This window comes from Fuscovulum blasticum DSM 2131, from assembly GCF_003034965.1.
Classification (GTDB): Bacteria; Pseudomonadota; Alphaproteobacteria; order Rhodobacterales; family Rhodobacteraceae; genus Pseudogemmobacter; species Pseudogemmobacter blasticus.
Genome location: NZ_PZKE01000001.1, coordinates 286,105 through 303,044, shown reverse-complemented (window position 1 = coordinate 303,044; position 16,940 = coordinate 286,105). Strand labels below are relative to the sequence as shown.

General features: G+C 65.1%; 15 protein-coding genes. 8 read left to right on the top strand and 7 right to left on the bottom strand.

Annotation, left to right across the window (positions count from 1 at the left end):
* Positions 1-75: 75 nt before the first annotated feature.
* Both C5F44_RS01430 and C5F44_RS01425 read right to left on the bottom strand, forming a co-directional pair.
* A complete protein-coding gene (locus C5F44_RS01430) occupies positions 76-735 on the bottom strand; it encodes a YggS family pyridoxal phosphate-dependent enzyme (RefSeq protein WP_107671705.1) in 660 nt (219 codons plus the stop codon).
* Between the two features lie 187 nt (positions 736-922).
* Entirely contained in the window at positions 923-1,852 is a 930-nt protein-coding gene (locus tag C5F44_RS01425) for a porin (RefSeq protein WP_107671704.1), read from the bottom strand.
* Positions 1,853-2,248: 396 nt separating this feature from the next.
* Between C5F44_RS01425 and C5F44_RS01420 the strand changes: the two genes are divergently transcribed.
* The 4 genes from C5F44_RS01420 (at position 2,249) to holA (ending at position 6,909) form a co-directional block, all read left to right on the top strand.
* Positions 2,249-2,752: a DUF3576 domain-containing protein gene (locus tag C5F44_RS01420; protein WP_107671838.1), complete on the top strand. Its 504-nt coding sequence runs from the start codon at positions 2,249-2,251 to the stop codon at positions 2,750-2,752.
* A 122-nt stretch (positions 2,753-2,874) separates the two neighbouring features.
* The gene (gene leuS / locus C5F44_RS01415; protein WP_107671837.1) at positions 2,875-5,430 is read left to right on the top strand and encodes a leucine--tRNA ligase; all 2,556 of its coding nucleotides are present in this window, start codon (positions 2,875-2,877) and stop codon (positions 5,428-5,430) included.
* Entirely contained in the window at positions 5,417-5,899 is a 483-nt protein-coding gene (lptE, locus tag C5F44_RS01410) for an LPS assembly lipoprotein LptE (protein WP_107671703.1), read from the top strand. The genes leuS and lptE overlap by 14 nt, the downstream gene beginning before the upstream one ends.
* The gene (holA, locus tag C5F44_RS01405; protein WP_107671702.1) at positions 5,896-6,909 is read left to right on the top strand and encodes a DNA polymerase III subunit delta; all 1,014 of its coding nucleotides are present in this window, start codon (positions 5,896-5,898) and stop codon (positions 6,907-6,909) included. Before lptE ends, holA begins: the two co-directional genes overlap by 4 nt.
* A gap of 64 nt (positions 6,910-6,973) precedes the next feature.
* On the opposite strand, the gene C5F44_RS01400 is transcribed toward holA, so the two are convergent.
* Positions 6,974-7,732, bottom strand: a complete 759-nt coding sequence (locus C5F44_RS01400; RefSeq protein WP_107671701.1) for a DUF1013 domain-containing protein — start codon at positions 7,730-7,732, stop codon at positions 6,974-6,976.
* 154 nt (positions 7,733-7,886) lie between these two features.
* Here C5F44_RS01400 and C5F44_RS01395 point away from each other — a divergent pair, with 154 nt between their 5' ends.
* A complete protein-coding gene (locus C5F44_RS01395) occupies positions 7,887-8,525 on the top strand; it encodes a ribonuclease T2 family protein (protein ID WP_107671700.1) in 639 nt (212 codons plus the stop codon).
* A 16-nt stretch (positions 8,526-8,541) separates the two neighbouring features.
* On the opposite strand, the gene C5F44_RS01390 is transcribed toward C5F44_RS01395, so the two are convergent.
* The 3 genes from C5F44_RS01390 to secA form a co-directional block, all read right to left on the bottom strand.
* Entirely contained in the window at positions 8,542-10,065 is a 1,524-nt protein-coding gene (locus tag C5F44_RS01390) for a phosphate ABC transporter substrate-binding/OmpA family protein (protein ID WP_107671699.1), read from the bottom strand.
* A 20-nt stretch (positions 10,066-10,085) separates the two neighbouring features.
* On the bottom strand, positions 10,086-10,910 hold the full coding sequence (locus C5F44_RS01385; RefSeq protein WP_146161885.1) for a hypothetical protein: 825 nt from the start codon (positions 10,908-10,910) through the stop codon (positions 10,086-10,088).
* A gap of 152 nt (positions 10,911-11,062) precedes the next feature.
* Complete coding sequence (secA, locus tag C5F44_RS01380; protein WP_107671697.1) at positions 11,063-13,822, bottom strand: preprotein translocase subunit SecA; 2,760 nt, start codon at positions 13,820-13,822, stop codon at positions 11,063-11,065.
* Between the two features lie 185 nt (positions 13,823-14,007).
* Here secA and C5F44_RS01375 point away from each other — a divergent pair, with 185 nt between their 5' ends.
* The 3 genes from C5F44_RS01375 (at position 14,008) to C5F44_RS01365 (ending at position 16,641) form a co-directional block, all read left to right on the top strand.
* The gene (locus tag C5F44_RS01375; protein WP_107671696.1) at positions 14,008-14,850 is read left to right on the top strand and encodes a peptidylprolyl isomerase; all 843 of its coding nucleotides are present in this window, start codon (positions 14,008-14,010) and stop codon (positions 14,848-14,850) included.
* Between the two features lie 163 nt (positions 14,851-15,013).
* Positions 15,014-16,246, top strand: a complete 1,233-nt coding sequence (gene argJ / locus C5F44_RS01370; RefSeq protein WP_412917517.1) for a bifunctional glutamate N-acetyltransferase/amino-acid acetyltransferase ArgJ — start codon at positions 15,014-15,016, stop codon at positions 16,244-16,246.
* Positions 16,243-16,641, top strand: a complete 399-nt coding sequence (locus C5F44_RS01365; RefSeq protein WP_107671694.1) for a (deoxy)nucleoside triphosphate pyrophosphohydrolase — start codon at positions 16,243-16,245, stop codon at positions 16,639-16,641. Before argJ ends, C5F44_RS01365 begins: the two co-directional genes overlap by 4 nt.
* Here C5F44_RS01365 and C5F44_RS17895 read toward each other — a convergent pair.
* Positions 16,638-16,934, bottom strand: coding sequence for a hypothetical protein (locus C5F44_RS17895; RefSeq protein ID WP_181318143.1), 297 nt, complete (start codon positions 16,932-16,934; stop codon positions 16,638-16,640). The two genes, C5F44_RS01365 and C5F44_RS17895, sit on opposite strands and share 4 nt — an antisense overlap.
* Positions 16,935-16,940 lie beyond the last annotated feature (6 nt).

Here is a 16,940-nt window from a genome sequence, read left to right as displayed (position 1 = left end):
GAGGATTCTGACTGTATCTGTCAGGAATGTCTTTAGAAAGACACCCCTGCCTTGTCAAGCATCGGTCCCGTCCGGTCAGCGCGGCTGCGGCACCCGGTCGCCAAAGATGGCGCTGCCCACCCGCACATGGGTGGCGCCCTGCGCGATGGCGGCTTCGAAATCGGCGCTCATGCCCATCGACAGGCCGGTCAGGCCGTTGCGTTCGGCCATGGCCGCCAGCAGGGCGAAATGCGGGGTGCTGTCCTGATCTTCGGGTGGAATACACATCAGGCCCGCCAGCGGCAGACCCAGACCGCGCAGCGTGGCGATGAAGGCGTCGGCGTCTTCGGGCAGGATACCGGCCTTCTGGGGTTCGGCCCCGGTGTTCACCTGCACGAACAGCTCGGGGCTGGTGCCGCGCGATTCGGCCAGACGGGCCAGCTTTTCCGCCAGGCTGGGCCGATCAACCGTGTGAATCGCATCGAACAGATCGACCGCGACCTTGGCCTTGTTGGTTTGCAGCGGCCCGATCATGTGCAGCTTCACGCCGGGAAACTGGTCGCGCCATGCCGGCCATTTGCCCGCCGCTTCCTGCACATAGTTTTCCCCGAACACCCGCTGCCCGGCGCCCAGCACCGCGGCAACCCGGTCTGCCGGCTGCACCTTGGACACCGCGATCAGCGTCACGCTGCCCGGCGCGCGGCCTGCCGCAGCCTCGGCCTTGCGGATGCGCGCCACGATTTCTGCCAATGCCATGCCGGCCCCCCGTCTGTTCATTCCGGTCTGTTCGTTCCGGTCTGTCTGTTCCGCCGGGCCGCAGTTTGCGCATCGCGGCGCGAAAGAAAACCCGGCATGGCCGGGATACAGGCCGAAAAGGCCCGGCGCAAAAAGGAAAGAGCGGGCCGAAGCCCGCTCTCCCTCAACTCAGACTGTGATCGTAAGATCAGAAGTCGAAGCGCACGCCCACGTCGGCGACGGTTTCGTTGGCAAAGCCCGACTGGACCGAACCCGAAACCTTCACGCCTTCGGCGAACTGGTAGTCAGCGCCGATACCGTAAGCGGTGTCAGCACCAGCGCGATCGATATCCGACACATAAGCACGGACGGTGGTCGCACCGAAAGCGTAGTTGCCGTAGAGGGTGACTTGGTCGCCAGCGGTCGACAGGCCGTTGTCGTACCAGTTCAGGCCAACGGTGCCAGCATCGTTGAACTTGTAGGCAGCGCCGACGAAAGCGATGTCGTTGTCAACGATACCACCGGCATCGGTGGTGTAAGCAGCGGCCAGCGAGATCATGTCGTTCGACCAGTCAGCAGCGATACCGAACTCTTCGGTCACGAGGCTGGAGTCAACGGTTTGGTCCGGGTCGACGTACGACAGGTACAGGTTGACGCCGCTGATCGAATAGGTGACCGCGATGCCATTGTAGTTGTCCAGAGCACCCGAAGCGTCATACTTCGAGTTGTAAGCGAAGAACGACGACTGCGCATCACCGAACGACGAGGCTTCGTAGCCCATTTCCGAGTCATAGGTCAGAGCGACCGAGTCGAACGCGGTGTCGACGTTGCCAACCGAAACGGTCACGCCGTTGTAGCTGGTCCAGAACTGGGCAGCGTTGCCAGCGGTACCGGCAAACGCATCGCCATCGTCCCACTGCATGCGCAGCTTGGCGCCGAAGGTCACGCCTTGGTCGGTTTCGGTGGTGCCGACGATGTTGATGCGCAGACGGCTGGAGATGATGGTGTCTTCCAGGCCGACGCCGCGGTCTTCGACATACTGCAGACCGAAGCGGCCATAGCCGTTCAGGCTGATTTCGGCGGCAGCCATGCCGGCGCCGGCGACGAGCATCGTGGATGCAAGGAGAAGCTTTTTCATTTTTTCCCTCGTTTTTCAACGGACAGCCAAACCTGGCCTAGTCCAGATCAGCTACTCACCCTATTTCGTTTCCCAAGGCGGTGATTGCAATCGTCTCTTGCCCCCCTGCCGGCATTCGCAGAATTGATGGTGCACCAAAGACACAGTGCCCCCGTGCGGCGCCCGGAACTTGCCCGCGCGCCGCGCCCCGCCGGAACAGGCCGCCTTACGCGGGCATCGCGCGCGGGCGTTGGGAATCACGTCAGATACCGGGCGGCAGGCCGAAATGCCGCGCGCCCCGGACGGGCCCCCGCTTCCCGGCCACCCGGCGCGGGTGTTGGCGGTGCCCGGGTGGAAACCGCTTGTCGGGTTTCCGGGGCTGGGCTAAATGTTCGGGTGATGGACACGGAGAGCCGAATGACATTGTGGAAGCATGCCGTTCCTGTGCTGTGCGGCGGAGCTTTGGTTCTTCTGGCAGCCTGTGGCGGGCGCGGCGGCGCGGATGCCGCCAGAACCACCCCGACCGGCCTTGATGCCGCGCCGATGACGGCGCAGGACCGCAAGGCCAAGGCGGGCGGTTCGATTCTGGGACTGTTCTCGAACCAGGCCAACCCGAACACCACGGTCGAGGTGAACAAGTATCTCTGGCAAGCCAGCCTTGAGGTGCTGAACTTCCTGCCGATTGAATCGGTCGATCCGTTCACCGGCGTGATCGTCACCGGGTATGGCACCCCGCCCGGCGGCGGACGTGCCTATCGGGCCACGGTCTATGTGCAGGATCCGGCGCTGGATGCGCGCAGCCTGAAGGTGGCGCTGCAATCGCGGGGCGGCGGGGCGGTTTCGGCCGAAACGCAACGCGCGGTGGAAGATGCCATCCTGACCCGCGCCCGGCAGCTTCGCGTTCGCGACAGCAACCTTTGACCCGCGCCGCGGGGGTTTTGCACCCCCGCACCCCCGCAGGGTATTTCTCCAAGGTGAGCAGGGGGTGGACCTTGCCGGTCCGGGCGGTGTAATCCCGCCCGGTATCCTGCATGAGGGCCGTGATGTCGCGCTATGATCCTTCGCTGATCGAACCCAGATGGCAACAGGAGTGGGAAAAGGCCCAGGCCTTTACCGCGCGGCACGATCCGGCCAAGCCCAAGTATTATGTGCTTGAGATGTTCCCCTATCCGTCGGGGCGCATCCACATGGGGCATGTGCGCAACTATACCATGGGCGACGTGGTGGCGCGCACCAAGCTGGCGCAGGGCCATGCGGTGCTGCATCCGATGGGCTGGGATGCCTTCGGTATGCCGGCCGAAAATGCCGCGATGGAACGTGGCGGCCACCCGAAGGACTGGACCTACGGCAATATCGCCGACATGAAGGCGCAGATGAAGCCGCTGGGCCTGTCGATCGACTGGAGCCGCGAGCTGGCGACCTGCGATCCCGAGTATTACGGCCAGCAGCAGGCCATGTTCCTGGACATGCTGGAGGCGGGCCTTGTTTACCGCAAGGCCGCCGTGGTGAACTGGGACCCGGTCGACATGACCGTGCTGGCCAATGAGCAGGTGATCGACGGCAAGGGCTGGCGGTCGGGCGCGGCGGTGGAACGGCGCGAGCTGGTGCAGTGGTTCTTCAAGATCTCGGACTATTCCGAGGAACTGCTGGCGGCGCTGGACGGTCTGAAGGACTGGCCCGAAAAGGTGCGCCTGATGCAGGCGAACTGGATCGGCAAATCGCGCGGGCTGCAATTCGCGTTCCAGACGGTAGGCGCCCCGGACGGCTTTGAAACGCTGGAGGTCTATACCACCCGCCCCGATACGCTGATGGGCGCCAGCTTCGCCGCGATCAGCCCCGATCATCCGCTGGCGAAGGTTCTGGAGGCCGATCCGAAGGTGGCGGCTTTCGTGGCCGAATGTCGCAAGGGCGGCACCTCGGCCGAGGAAATCGAGACGGCCGAAAAGATTGGCTATGACACCGGCATCCGGGTGAAGCACCCGCTGAACCCCGATTGGGAACTGCCGGTCTGGATCGCCAACTTCATCCTGATGGATTACGGCACCGGCGCCATCTTCGGCTGCCCGGCGCATGACCAGCGCGACTTCGACTTTGCCACCAAATACGGGCTGCCGATCAAGGCGGTGTTCGTGGCCGAAGGCGCGGAAGACGCCGCCCTGACCGAAGCCTTCGTGCCGATGAAATCGGAAAAGGTGCGCTTCGTTCGCGGCTTCGCGGGGGCCGACGTGCAAACCGGCGACGAGGCCATCGCCTCGGCCATTGCCGCCGCCGAATCGCAGGGCTGGGGGCGCGGCGTCACCAAGTTCCGCCTGCGCGACTGGGGCATTTCGCGGCAACGCTACTGGGGCTGCCCGATTCCGGTGGTGCATTGCGCCACCTGCGGCGTGGTGCCCGAGCGCAAGGAAAATCTGCCGATCGAGCTGCCCTATGACGTGTCGTTCGACGTGCCGGGCAACCCGCTGGACCGCCACCCCACCTGGCGCGATTGCGCTTGCCCGAAATGCGGGGCGAAGGCGCGGCGCGAGACGGACACGATGGACACCTTCGTCGATTCGTCCTGGTACTATGCCCGCTTCACCGCGCCCCGGTCGAAGACGCCGACCGACGCGGCGGAAGTGGATTACTGGATGACTGTCGACCAGTATATCGGCGGCATCGAACACGCGATCCTGCACCTTCTGTATTCGCGCTTCTTTGCCCGCGCCATGCACAAGACCGGCCACCTGCCGGCCCGCGCGGTGGAACCGTTCAGCGCGCTGTTCACGCAAGGCATGGTGACGCACGAAATCTACAAGACCACCGACGCGCAGGGCCGCCCGGTCTATCACCTGCCGGAAGACGTGATCCGCAGCGAAAGCGGGGCCACGCTGCAGGACGGGACGGCGGTCGAGGTCATCCCCTCGGCCAAGATGTCGAAGTCGAAGAAGAATGTCGTCGACCCGATGAACATCATCGCCCAGTTCGGCGCCGATACAGCGCGCTGGTTCGTGATGTCGGACAGCCCGCCCGAACGCGATGTGGAATGGACGGCCAGCGGCGCGGAGGCGACGTTCAAGCACCTGTCGCGCGTCTGGTCGCTGTGCGACCGCATCGGCCAGATGCCCGCCGACCACAAGGGCGAGGGGGACGATGCCCTGGCCCGCGCCACGGCCCGCGCCATTGACGAGGTGACGCGCAGCATCGAGGGATTCGCCTTCAACAAGGCGATTGCCGCGCTTTATGCCTTTACCAACACCCTGTCGAAGGCCAACGCCTCGACCCCGGTGATGAAAGAGGCAATCCGCACGCTGGCCAAGCTGATGTCACCCATGACCCCGCATCTGGCCGAGGATATCTGGGCGCATCAGGGCGGCACGGGCCTGTGCGCGCTGGCGCCCTGGCCAAAGGCCGACCCGGCGCTGCTGGTCGATGACACGGTGACGCTGCCGATCCAGATCAACGGCAAGCGGCGGGCGGAAATCAGCGTGCCGAAGGATATGGCCGCGGCCGAGATTGAAAAGATCGCGCTGGCGAACGAGGATGTGATCAAGTTCCTTGCCGGCCAGCCGGTGAAGAAGTTCATCGTCGTGCCGGGGCGCATCATCAATGTCGTCGTATAACCGCCGCTTCCTTCTGCTTTCGCCGCTGGCGCTGGCCGCCTGCGGCTTTACCCCGGCCTATGCGCCCGGCGGGGCGGCCACGGCGCTGTTCGGCACCGTCCGCGCCGCCGACCCGTATGATCGCAACACCTTTGATTTCGTCGAACGGATCGAGGAACGGCTGGGCCGGCCGCAGGACGTTCGTTACAATCTGGCCTATTCCATCTCGACCGGGGTGGCAGGGGTTGGCGTGACCACCGACAACCAGACCACCCGCTACAACCTGACGGGCGCGATCAGCTATACGTTGACCGATGCGGCCAGCGGCCAGCGGGTCACCGGCGGCCGGGTGCAAAGTTTCACCGCCTTTGCCGCCACGGGGTCAACCGTGGCCGGCCTTGCGGCCGAGGAAGACGCGGCGCTGCGGCTGATGCGGATTCTGGCCGATCAGATCGTGACTCGCCTGATCGCCGAGCTGGACGCGCGATGATTCTCAAGGGGGCCGAGGCCGCGCGCTATTGCGCCAGGCCCGACCCGGGCCGTGCCGGCCTGCTGCTCTTTGGCGCCGATGCGATGCGCGTGGCGATGAAGCGGCAAGAGGCGATTGCCGCGCTGGTTGGCCCGCAGGGCGAGGCGGAAATGCGCCTGACCCGGATTCCGGCCGGCGAGTTGCGCAAGGACGGCGCGCGTCTGGGCGATGCCATACGCGAGACCGGCTTCTTTCCGGGGCCGCGCGTGGTTTTTCTGGAAGACGCCACCGACGGGCTGACCGAAACCGTTGGCGCCGCGCTGAAGGACTGGCGCCCCGGCGATGCGGTAATTGTGGTCACGGCAGGCGGGTTGACCGGGAAATCCACTCTGAAGACCCTGTTCGAGAAGGCGCCCAATGCGGTGTCCATCGGGTTTTATGACGACCCGCCCACGCGCGAGGAAATCGAGGCCGAATTGTCGCGTGCAGGTCTGGCGCAGATCGACCCTGCCGCCATGGCGGACTTGGGCGTTCTGGCGCGGGCGCTGGACCCGGGCGATTTCCGCCAGACGCTGGAAAAGATCGGCCTTTACAAATGGGGCGACACCACGCCCCTGACCCCGGCCGAAGTGGCCGCGCTGGCCCCCGCCACCCTTGAGGCCGAGGTGGATGATCTTCTTCATGCGGTGGCCGAAGGGGAAAGCCGTGCCGTTGGCCTGCTGATGCGCCGGCTTGAGGGGCAGGGCGTTCTGCCCGTGACACTGTGCATCCAGGCGCTGCGGCATTTCCGGGCGCTGCACATGGCGGCGTCAGACCCCGGCGGCGTTGCTTCGGGGCTGGCGCGGGCGCGCGTGTTCGGTCCGCGCCGCGACAGGATGCAGCGGCAGGCGCAGACGCTGGGCACGCGCGCGCTGGAAGGCGCCGTCGCCCTGCTGCTGGACACCGACCTGACCCTGCGGTCAGCCAGCCGGGCGCCCGGCATGGCGCTGATGGAGCGCGCGCTGATCCGCATCGCGATGATGCGGCGCTGATCTGCGCAAAGCAAAACCCCGGACACGCGGCCCGGGGTTTGTTCGTGTCGTCAGACCTGCGGCCTTAGCGGCGACGGTCGTCCTCTTCCTCATCATCGTCCGTAGAATCGGGCAGGTTGAAGAAGCTGTCGGCATCAGAATAGTCGCCCTTCGGCGTTTCGTCCTTGTCCTCGTCGCCGAAGACTTCAAGCCCGGTCAGATCGGCGCCGATCTTCGGCTCATCCGGGGCCATCGACAGGGAACGGTCGGTCGGGAACAGCTTGCGCCGTTCGTCATCGGTCATGACCGCGCCTTCGGCCGCTTTCTTGCGCGCGGCCGCCTGCACGGCGGTATCCAGTTCGGACTGACGGCACAGCCCCAGCGCCACCGGGTCGATCGGCGTGATGTTCTGGATGTTCCAGTGCGACCGCTCGCGGATCGACTGGATCGTCGGCTTGGTGGTGCCCACCAGCTTGCCGATGGCGCCATCCGAAAGCTCGGGGTGGAACTTGACCAGCCACAGAATCGCCGCCGGCCGGTCCTGCCGCTTGGACAAGGGCGTGTAGCGCGGACCGCGGCGCTTTTCCTCGCCCACGGCGGCGGCGTTGAACTTCAGCTTCATACGATACAGCGGGTCGGCCTGACCACGGTCGATCTCGCCCTGATCCAACTGGTTCGACGCGATCGGATCGAATCCCTTGACGCCGCCGGCCACGTCGCCATCGGCGATGCCTTGCACCTCAAGTTCGTGCATACCGCAGAAATCGGCGATCTGCTTGAAGGTCAGGGTGGTGTTTTCCACCAGCCACACGGCCGTGGCGCGCGCCATCAGGGGCTTGGTCATCGAACGTCCTCTTGGCTTGGGCACGCCCGAAGGGGCCGGCCCTTTACAATTCTCTCCCGTGCCGAGAAAACGGCTGCGGGCTTGGCCCGCGGTTCCTCGATGTCGGGGAGTTGGGCGTTCGTATAGTGCCTTTCCAGGCCAAGGGGAAGTGGAAATGAAACCCGTGCTGCTGGCCCTGCTGCTGGCGCTGACCAGCCTTCCCGCCCGCGCCGAAGGCGAACGCGCCGGCGATTTCGACTATTATGTGATGTCGCTCTCCTGGTCGTCAGCCTGGTGCGCGCTGGAAGGCGACGCCCGCCGCGATCCGCAATGCGACGTGGGGCGCGGGCTTACGTTTGTGCTGCACGGCCTTTGGCCACAGAACGAAAGCGGCTGGCCGTCCTATTGCCGCACCGGCCAGCGCGATCCGACCCGCAACGAGACCGCCGCCATGGCCGACATCATGGGTGGCGCCGGCCTTGCCTTCTATCAATGGAAGAAGCACGGGCGCTGCTCGGGCCTGTCGCCGCGCGACTATTTCGCCACGGCCCGCCGCGCCTTTGACAGCGTGACGATTCCCCCGGTCTTTGCCCGCATGTCGAAAACGCTGAAGGTGCCGGCAGAGGTGATCGAGGGCGCCTTTCTTGAGGCCAACCCCGGCCTGACGGCCGACCAGATCACCATCACCTGCAAGGACGGGCTGATTCAGGAGGTCAGGCTGTGCCTGACCCCCGATCTTGAGCCGCGCCGTTGCGGGGCCGATTCCATTCGCGATTGCCGCCTGTCTGATGCGGTTCTTGAGGCGGTGCGCTGACCGAGCAGCCGTCCCGTCAGGGCGTTGCCGGCTGGGGTGGCGTGAAGTCGGGCACCACCCACAGCTCGACACGGCGGTTCAGGCGGCGGCCGATGGCGGTTTCGTCGCAGGCCATCGGCAGCGCCTCGCCAAACCCTTCGGTGCGGGGCAGGTCTTCGGGGCGCAGGTCAGGGGCCACGGCGGCAAGGTCGGCGGCCACACGCTGCGCACGTTCGGCTGACAGGGCACGGTTCGCCTTGGCATCCCCCTTGCCATCAGAGAACCCGGCCAGGATCAGCGCCTGCGCCGGGAAACGGCCGGCGGCGATCAGGCGGCCCAGTTGCGCAAGGTTTTCCTGCGAACTGGCATCAAGGATCGAGGTGCCCTCTTCGAACCGGAAGGTCAGCGACAGCCGGTCGGCCCCATCCATCACATCGGCCAGACGCTTGAGATCGGCCAGCGTCACATCCTCGCCCGCGCCCTGAATGGCGTTCAGCAGGCGCAGACCGTCCTGTGTCATCGGGGCGCGTTCAACGGAACGGTCGATATAGCCCGCCTGCGCCACCGCCGTTTCCGCGGCGGGGGTTGCCAGAAACTCCAGAAACTCGCGTGCCAGAAGCGGCAGGCGGCGCGGCGGTGTCAGCAGGAACAACGGAAGCGCCAGCGGATAGTCCTCGGCCTTGACCGAGATGGGCGTGGGCAGCAGCGGGAAGCCGCAACTGTCGGTCAGCGGCATGATCCGCGCCGCGCCCGCCTCGGACCGGCCGGTGATGGCCAGCGCCCAGGGGTCGCGGGCCACGGCGGCGGCAAGGCTGGCCATGTCGGGATGTGCGATGGCCTCGGCCAGCGGCTGTCCCAGCCGGTTGGCGAGGGCGCGCTGGAAATCGGTGCCGGCGTCCAGGGCGTGCAGCACGATGGGCATATCGGGGCCGCCCAGATCGGCCCAGTTCCTGGCCTCTCCGGTCAGGGCGCGGGCCAGATCGACGGTCGAGATCTCGGGCGTCGGGTTGCCCGGCGCGGCGATGGGCACCAGCGCATCCAGCGCCAGCGGACGCGCGCCGAAATCATCATCCGACAGGGCGGAAACCTTCAGCTCGGCCGCCCCCGATTCGACGGCTGCCGCCGCTTCATCCGGGGGCAGCGCGGCAAAGGACAGTTCCGCCAGAATCTTGCCCGTTGCCGGATCAAGGATTGTGGCGGCCCAGCCGGCCGAGGTTTCGGTGGGCGCATAGACCAGACCGCGGCCTTCAGCAAAGGCGCGGAACAGGCCGGGCAGAAGCCGGGCGCCGGCATCCGGCGCCCCGACCAGCCGGATCACCGCCTTGGGCGCGGTCAGGTCGGGGCAGGCCGGGCCTTCGCAAATGACGCCCTGCGAATCAACGGTCAGCGGGCCATAGGTCGTATCAAGCCGGTAGAATTCACCGTCAAAGCCCTGCAGGCTGCCGGTCAGGACGATGTTCCCTTCGCGTGAGACCAGCGTGACGTCTTGCGCCAGCGCCGCCCCCGTGCCGGAAAAGAGAAGCGCGGCGAAAATCGCCGCGCGTCCTGCGATGAACTGCATCTGGCCCCTGCCTGCGCGCCCTAGTTGACGGCGGCGAGTGTCACGTCGGGGACAAGATTGTTCAAGACCAGAATATCGCCCACCGCGTCGCAGGGCGGCATCGACAGGGTCAGGTCGGTCAGGGTGGTGGTGCCTTCGGTCAGCAGCAGGGTTTCGCCCAGCAGATCGCGGCCGCAGGTGGCCGGGGTGATGGCCGCCTCGACCACAGGGCTGATCCGCTGGGACGCGGGCCAGGTATAGACCTGCGCCTGCATCGGCAGATCAACCGAGGGGTCGCCAAGGCTGGCCAGAGCGGGCAGGTTTCCAACCACGCCCGGCCCGACATGCAGTTGAAAGGCATCCTCGGCCACCCATTGCACGGCAAAGCGGCGCAGTCCGCCAAGGTCGGGCACCGGCACGGCATCGCGCAGCACAGTGCCATCGGACAGAAGCACGGACACCTTGCCCCCCGCATCGAAGGCCGGCAGCGGAACGGCAAGACGGCCATCGGCATCCAGCGCCTCGGCCACCGCAAGGCCGGCATGGCGAAGCACCACCCGTTCACCCCCACGACAGGGGGAATGGATCATCACGGTGATCATCGCGCCGGGCGTGGCGGCAAGGGTCAGCCGGTCGGCGCAGGCGGGCGCGGCCTGCGGCAAAGGGTCGGGCTTCTGCGGTATCGGGGTGGCGGCGGCGTCGATGCTGGCCTGAACGGGCGTCACGGCGGTGGGCAGCACCGCGATCGCCGGCGTCGGTTCCGCCCTGGACGGGCTGCCGGCGGTCATGGTCTGGACAAGGTGCCCGGCGGCAAGCGCCACGGCCAGCACCGATGCGGCACGAATCAAACTGCGCTTGTTGGTCATCATCGCCCCCCGGTCTGATCCCAGACCAAGGGACTATGTTCGCCAATGGTGGCAATGCCGCGGCTGAAACGGGGAATGTTTCCTGGCGCCATGAAGTCAGGCCAAGGGGAATCGCGACGGGTGCCGTTTTCCCGCCGCAATCCCGACGTGGTTCAGGCCAGACGGCCGTGGCAGTGCTTGAACTTCTCGCCCGATCCGCAGGGGCAAGGGTCATTGCGGCCCGGGTTGCCCCATGTGGCGGGGTCCGTCTCGTCAAAGCCCGCAAGCCGCGCGTCGGCCTGCAATGCAGGGGACGCCGGGGCCTGCACGGGTGCCGGGTCGATGGCCGGTTCTGCCGGGGCATGTTCGGCGGAAATCGGCGCCGTGGCGGCAGCAGCCTGCTGCTGGGCGGCAACCATCTGCGCCATCATCTGATCCTGCTCTTCGCGGGTCAGCGGGCGGATGCGGCCAAGCTGTTCGGTCACCTGTTCCCGCAGCGAATTCAGCATCGAATCGAAAAGCTGGAAGGCTTCGGTCTTGTATTCGTTCAGCGGGTCACGCTGGGCATAGGCCCGGAAGCCGATGACCGACCGCAGATGTTCCAGCCGCAGCAGGTGTTCGCGCCACTTGCCGTCAATCGCCTGCAGCAGAACCTGCTTCTCGATGCCTTCCATCGTGGCCTTGCCGAAAGACTCGGCCTTGTCGGCCATGAACTTGTCGGTGGCCTCGATGATGCGCTCCGACAGCGCGGCCTGATCGACACCCTCTTCCGCGGCCCATTCCTGAACCGGCAGGTCGACGTTCAGCTTTTCAACAAGGGCGGCACGCAGCCCTTCGGTATTCCAGGCGTCGGGGTAGGATTTCGGCGGCAGGAACTGGTCAATCAGATCGTCGATCACCTGCCAGCGCATGTCGGCGGCAATTTCCGAAACATCCTCGGCCTGCATGATTTCCAGACGCTGGCCAAAGATCGCCTTGCGCTGGTCATTCATCACGTCGTCGAACTTGAGCAGTTGCTTACGGATGTCGAAGTTGCGGCCTTCAACCTTGGCCTGCGCCTTTTCCAGCGACTTGTTCACCCAGGGGTGAACGATGGCTTCGCCTTCCTTCATGCCCAGCGAGGACAGGATCTTGTCCAGCCGCTCGCTTCCGAAGATGCGCATCAGATCATCGTCCAGCGACAGGAAGAAGGCCGAACGGCCCGGGTCGCCCTGACGGCCGGACCGGCCGCGCAACTGGTTGTCGATCCGGCGGCTTTCGTGGCGCTCGGTGCCCAGAACGAACAGACCGCCGGCGGCAATCACGCGGGCCTTTTCTTCGGCGTGCTCGGCCTCGATGCGGGCGCGCACTTCATCGGGGTGCAGGTGCGGGTCGGCGGTGATGGCCGCCAGAACCTTCATTTCCACATTGCCGCCAAGCTGGATGTCGGTGCCGCGGCCCGCCATGTTGGTGGCGATGGTCACGGCGCCGAACCGGCCGGCTTCGGCAACGATATGGGCCTCTTGCTCATGCTGGCGGGCATTCAGCACGTTGTGCGGAATGCCTTCCTTCTTGAGCAGCTCGGACAGAAGTTCGGATTTCTCGATCGAGGTTGTGCCGACCAGGATCGGCTGGCCCTTCTCGTGCGCTTCCTTGATGCAGACGATGATCCCGTCAAACTTTTCGCGCGCGGTGCGGTAGACCTGATCGTGGTCGTCCTTGCGCGCCACCGGGCGGTTCGTCGGAACCTCGACCACGCCAAGACCGTAAATCTGCATGAATTCCTCGGCCTCGGTGGCCGCGGTGCCGGTCATGCCGGCCAGCTTTTCGTAAAGCCGGAAATAGTTCTGGAAGGTCACGCTGGCCAGCGTGACGTTCTCGGCCTGGATCTTGACGCCTTCCTTGGCCTCGATGGCCTGATGCAGACCATCCGACAGGCGGCGGCCCTTCATCATGCGGCCGGTGAATTCGTCGATCAGGATCACCTCGCCATCGCGGACGATGTAATGCTGGTCGCGGAAGAACATCGTATGGGCCCGCAGCGCCTGGTTCAGGTGGTGAACGATCGTGGTGCTTTCCGGATCGAACATGTGCTGCCCCTCGGGCAGGATGCCGGCGGCACGCAGCAACACCTCGACGGCATCGTTGCCTTCGTCGGTGTAGGTGACGTTGCGCGCCTTTTCGTCCAGCTTGTAATGCTCGGGCTGCAACTGCGGGATCAGCTTGTCGATCTGGGTATACAGTTCGCTGCGGTCCTGCGCGGGGCCGGAAATGATCAGCGGGGTGCGGGCTTCGTCCACCAGGATCGAGTCGACCTCGTCGACGATCGCAAAGTGGTGGCCGCGCTGCATCATCTCGTCGATGGTCGACTTCATGTTGTCGCGCAGATAGTCGAAGCCCAGCTCGTTGTTCGTGGCATAGGTGATGTCGGCGCGGTAGGCGGCACGCTTTTCGGCATCGGGCTGGTAGGGATAGACGACGCCGGTTGTCAGGCCAAGCTGACCATAGACCTTGCCCATCCATTCCGAGTCACGCTTGGCGAGATAGTCGTTCACCGTGACGACATGCACGCCCTTGCCGGTCAGCGCGTTCAGATAGGCCGGGAAGGTGGCGACCAGTGTCTTGCCTTCGCCCGTGCGCATTTCGGCGATGTTGCCCTGATGCAGGAAGATGCCGCCCATCAACTGCACATCGAAGGCCCGCAGGCCAAGCGCGCGTTTCGCGGCTTCGCGGCAGTTGGCAAAGGCTTCCGGCAGGATGGCATCCAGCGTTTCGCCGCCTTCCTGAACGCGCTTCTGCAGCTCGCGCGTCTTGGCGACGATGCCCTCGTCTGTCAGGGCGGAAAACTCCGCTTCAAGCGCATTGACCTTGGCGACCAGCGGGCGCGCGGCCTTGATCTTGCGGTCGTTCGGCGTGCCGAAAACTTTCCGCGCGAGTGAACCCAGACCCAGCATGATCTCTCCGTGAGGCGTCATTTACGAGATCGTGTGAGGCGTGGCCTTGCCCGCCCTCACCGCCTTCCATAGAAGGGCCAAGAAGGACCCGGACGGCCCCGTCTCACGCGACTGCCGCGATGTAAGGGTTGGGGCGGGCTTAGTCAACGTCGCGCGGGCTGCGCGGCCCATCAGGAGTGGGTGATATGACCAAACAGATGCGCCTTGGACTGGCTTTCGCGGCCATGATCGCCGCCGCAGGGCCGACCTGGGCCGAGGGCGAGACCGCCGATACGGTGGTGGCCACCGTGAACGGAACCCAGATCACGCTGGGGCAGATGATTGCGCTGCGCGAAAGCCTGCCCGAACAATACGCGGCCCTGCCCGATGACGTTCTGTTCAAGGGCATTCTTGAGCAGCTTGTGCAACAGGAAGTGCTGACGCAAACGGCACCCGAGCTGACGGCGCGCGACAAGGCAAATCTTGAGAATGCCAAGCGCGGCTACCTGTCCGGCAAGGTGATTGACGGCATCGCCAAGGCCGCTGTCACCGACGAGGCCCTGCAAAAGGCCTATGACGACAAGTTCAAGGATGCCGCGCCGCAGACCGAATACAACGCCGCCCATATCCTTGTGGACAGCGAGGAAAAGGCCAAGGACCTGAAGGCGCAACTGGATGGTGGCGCCGATTTCGCCGAACTGGCCAAGGCCAATTCGATCGACACTGGATCGGGCGCTGCCGGTGGCGATCTGGGCTGGTTCGGCCTGGGCATGATGGTCAAGCCGTTCGAGGATGCTGTGGTTGCGGCCCAGGTGGGCAAGGTGTCTGACCCGGTCAAGACCGATTTCGGCTGGCATCTGATCCTGGTCAAGGAAACCCGGATCGCCGAAAAGCCGTCGCTGGACGACATGCGCGATGAGCTGGCCTCCGAGATCGAGAACAAGGCGATCGAGGACAAGCTGAAGGCGCTGACCGAGGCCGCTAAGGTTGAAAAGCCGGGTGAGGCGATCGACCCGGCGATCCTGAAGAATGGCGCGTTGATCGACTGATCAGGGGGGCGGGGACATGGCGAAAACCGATTGGAAGGCCGAAGCGAAGGCGCTGAAGAAGAAGGTGAAAGCGCTGAAGTCCACGCTCTCTGCCGCCGCCGGCCCGATGGCCGAGGCGGTTTCGGATGCGGTGGGCGATGTGGTCGCCGCAGCGAAAAAGGCGATGAAGCCGGTTTCGCCGCTGGCACCGGCGGTTTTTCCCGAACTGCCGGTGATCGCGGGGGCCGAGTTCGCCGCCATTGGCGCGGGGATCAAGTATCGCGACCGCAAGGATGTGATGCTGGTCCGGCTGGCGCCGGGCACCACGCTGGCGGGGGCGTTCACCAGATCTTCCACCCGTTCCGCCTGCGTGCGTGACGGGCAGGCCAAGCTGGTGGCCAAGGCTCCGGCAGGCGTGGGTGCGGCGATCCTTGTGAACTCGGGCAATTCGAACGCCTTTACCGGCAAGCTGGGCGACGATGCGGTGGCTGCCGTCACCGGCGGCGTGGCCGAGGTGCTGGGCATCCCGGCGGGGCGCGTCTTCTCATCCTCGACCGGGGTGATCGGGGAACCGCTGCCGCATGGCAAGATCACCGCGGTGATCCCTGCCCTGGCAAGTGCGCTGTCGGAAACCGGCATCCACATGGCCGCCGAAGCGATCATGACGACCGACACCTTCCCCAAGGGTGCCGCTGCCACGGTGCAGGGCGACGGTGGCCTGATCCAGATTGCCGGCATCGCCAAGGGTTCGGGCATGATCGCGCCCGATATGGCAACGATGCTGGTCTACATCTTCACCGATGCGAAGATCAGCCAGGCCAATCTGCAAAAGATGATCGACCGGAATGTCGGCGCGACCTTCAACTCGATCACTGTGGACAGCGACACCTCAACCTCGGACACGCTGCTGGTTGCGGCCACGGGACAATCGGCCGCGGCCGAGGTGAAGGGCACGGTTGCCAAGGCGTTCGAGGCCGCCCTTGCCGGCGTGATGCACGATCTGGCGCTTCAGGTGGTGCGCGATGGTGAAGGCGCGACCAAGCTGATCGAAGTGCGGGTGACAGGGGCCGCCAGCGAAGAAGACGCCGCGAAGGTGGCCTTCAGCATTGCGAATTCGCCGCTGGTCAAGACCGCCGTCGCCGGCGAAGACCCGAACTGGGGCCGGATCGTGATGGCGGTCGGCAAATCCGGTGCCGCCGCCGAGCGTGACAAGCTGACCATCCGCTTTGGAGACATCGTGGTGGCTGAAAAGGGCTGGCGCGCGGAAAGCTATACCGAAGAGGCGGGGGCGGATTACATGAAGCAATCCGAACTTCTGATCGCGGTCGATCTTGGCCTGGGCAAGGCCAAGGGCACGGTCTGGACCTGCGACCTGACCAACCGTTATGTCGAGATCAACGCGGATTACAGATCTTGAGAACGCTGCTTGTCTCGGCCGTGGCGTTGATCGACGCCGACGGCCGGGTTCTTCTGGCACAGCGCCCGCCGGGCAAATCCTTGGCGGGGCTGTGGGAATTTCCCGGCGGCAAGGTAGAGCCCGGCGAAACCCCCGAGGCCTGCCTGATCCGCGAGCTGAAGGAAGAACTGGGCATCGACACCTGGAAATCCTGTCTGGCACCGCTGACCTTTGCCAGCCATTCCTATGAGGATTTCCACCTGCTGATGCCGCTGTTCGCCTGCCGCCGCTGGGAGGGGATTCCGCTGGCGCAGGAAGGCCAGACGCTGGCCTGGGTGCCACCCGCCCGGCTGCGCGATTACCCGATGCCCCCGGCCGACCTGCCGCTGATCCCCATCCTGCGCGACTGGCTCTAGACGCCCTGCGGTTGTTTGGGCCGTGCTTCATTATTTCTTTGCGATTTTACCCCAACAGGTATTACGCTTACGGTCAGCATCGACCTTGAGGGGGGACTCGAATGCTTCGGACCATATTGATTGGAAGCAGCATCTTCGTGCAGGGGATTTTCGTTGGCCAGACGCCAGACGGAAAGACCATTGTCCGCGTTGACGAAAAGGATTTCGTCGGAACCTCGGTGGTCTGAACAGGCCCGCCATTCCGGCACTGATCCTGAAAAGAAAAAGCCGGGCGTTTGCCCGGCTTTTTCCATGTCTGG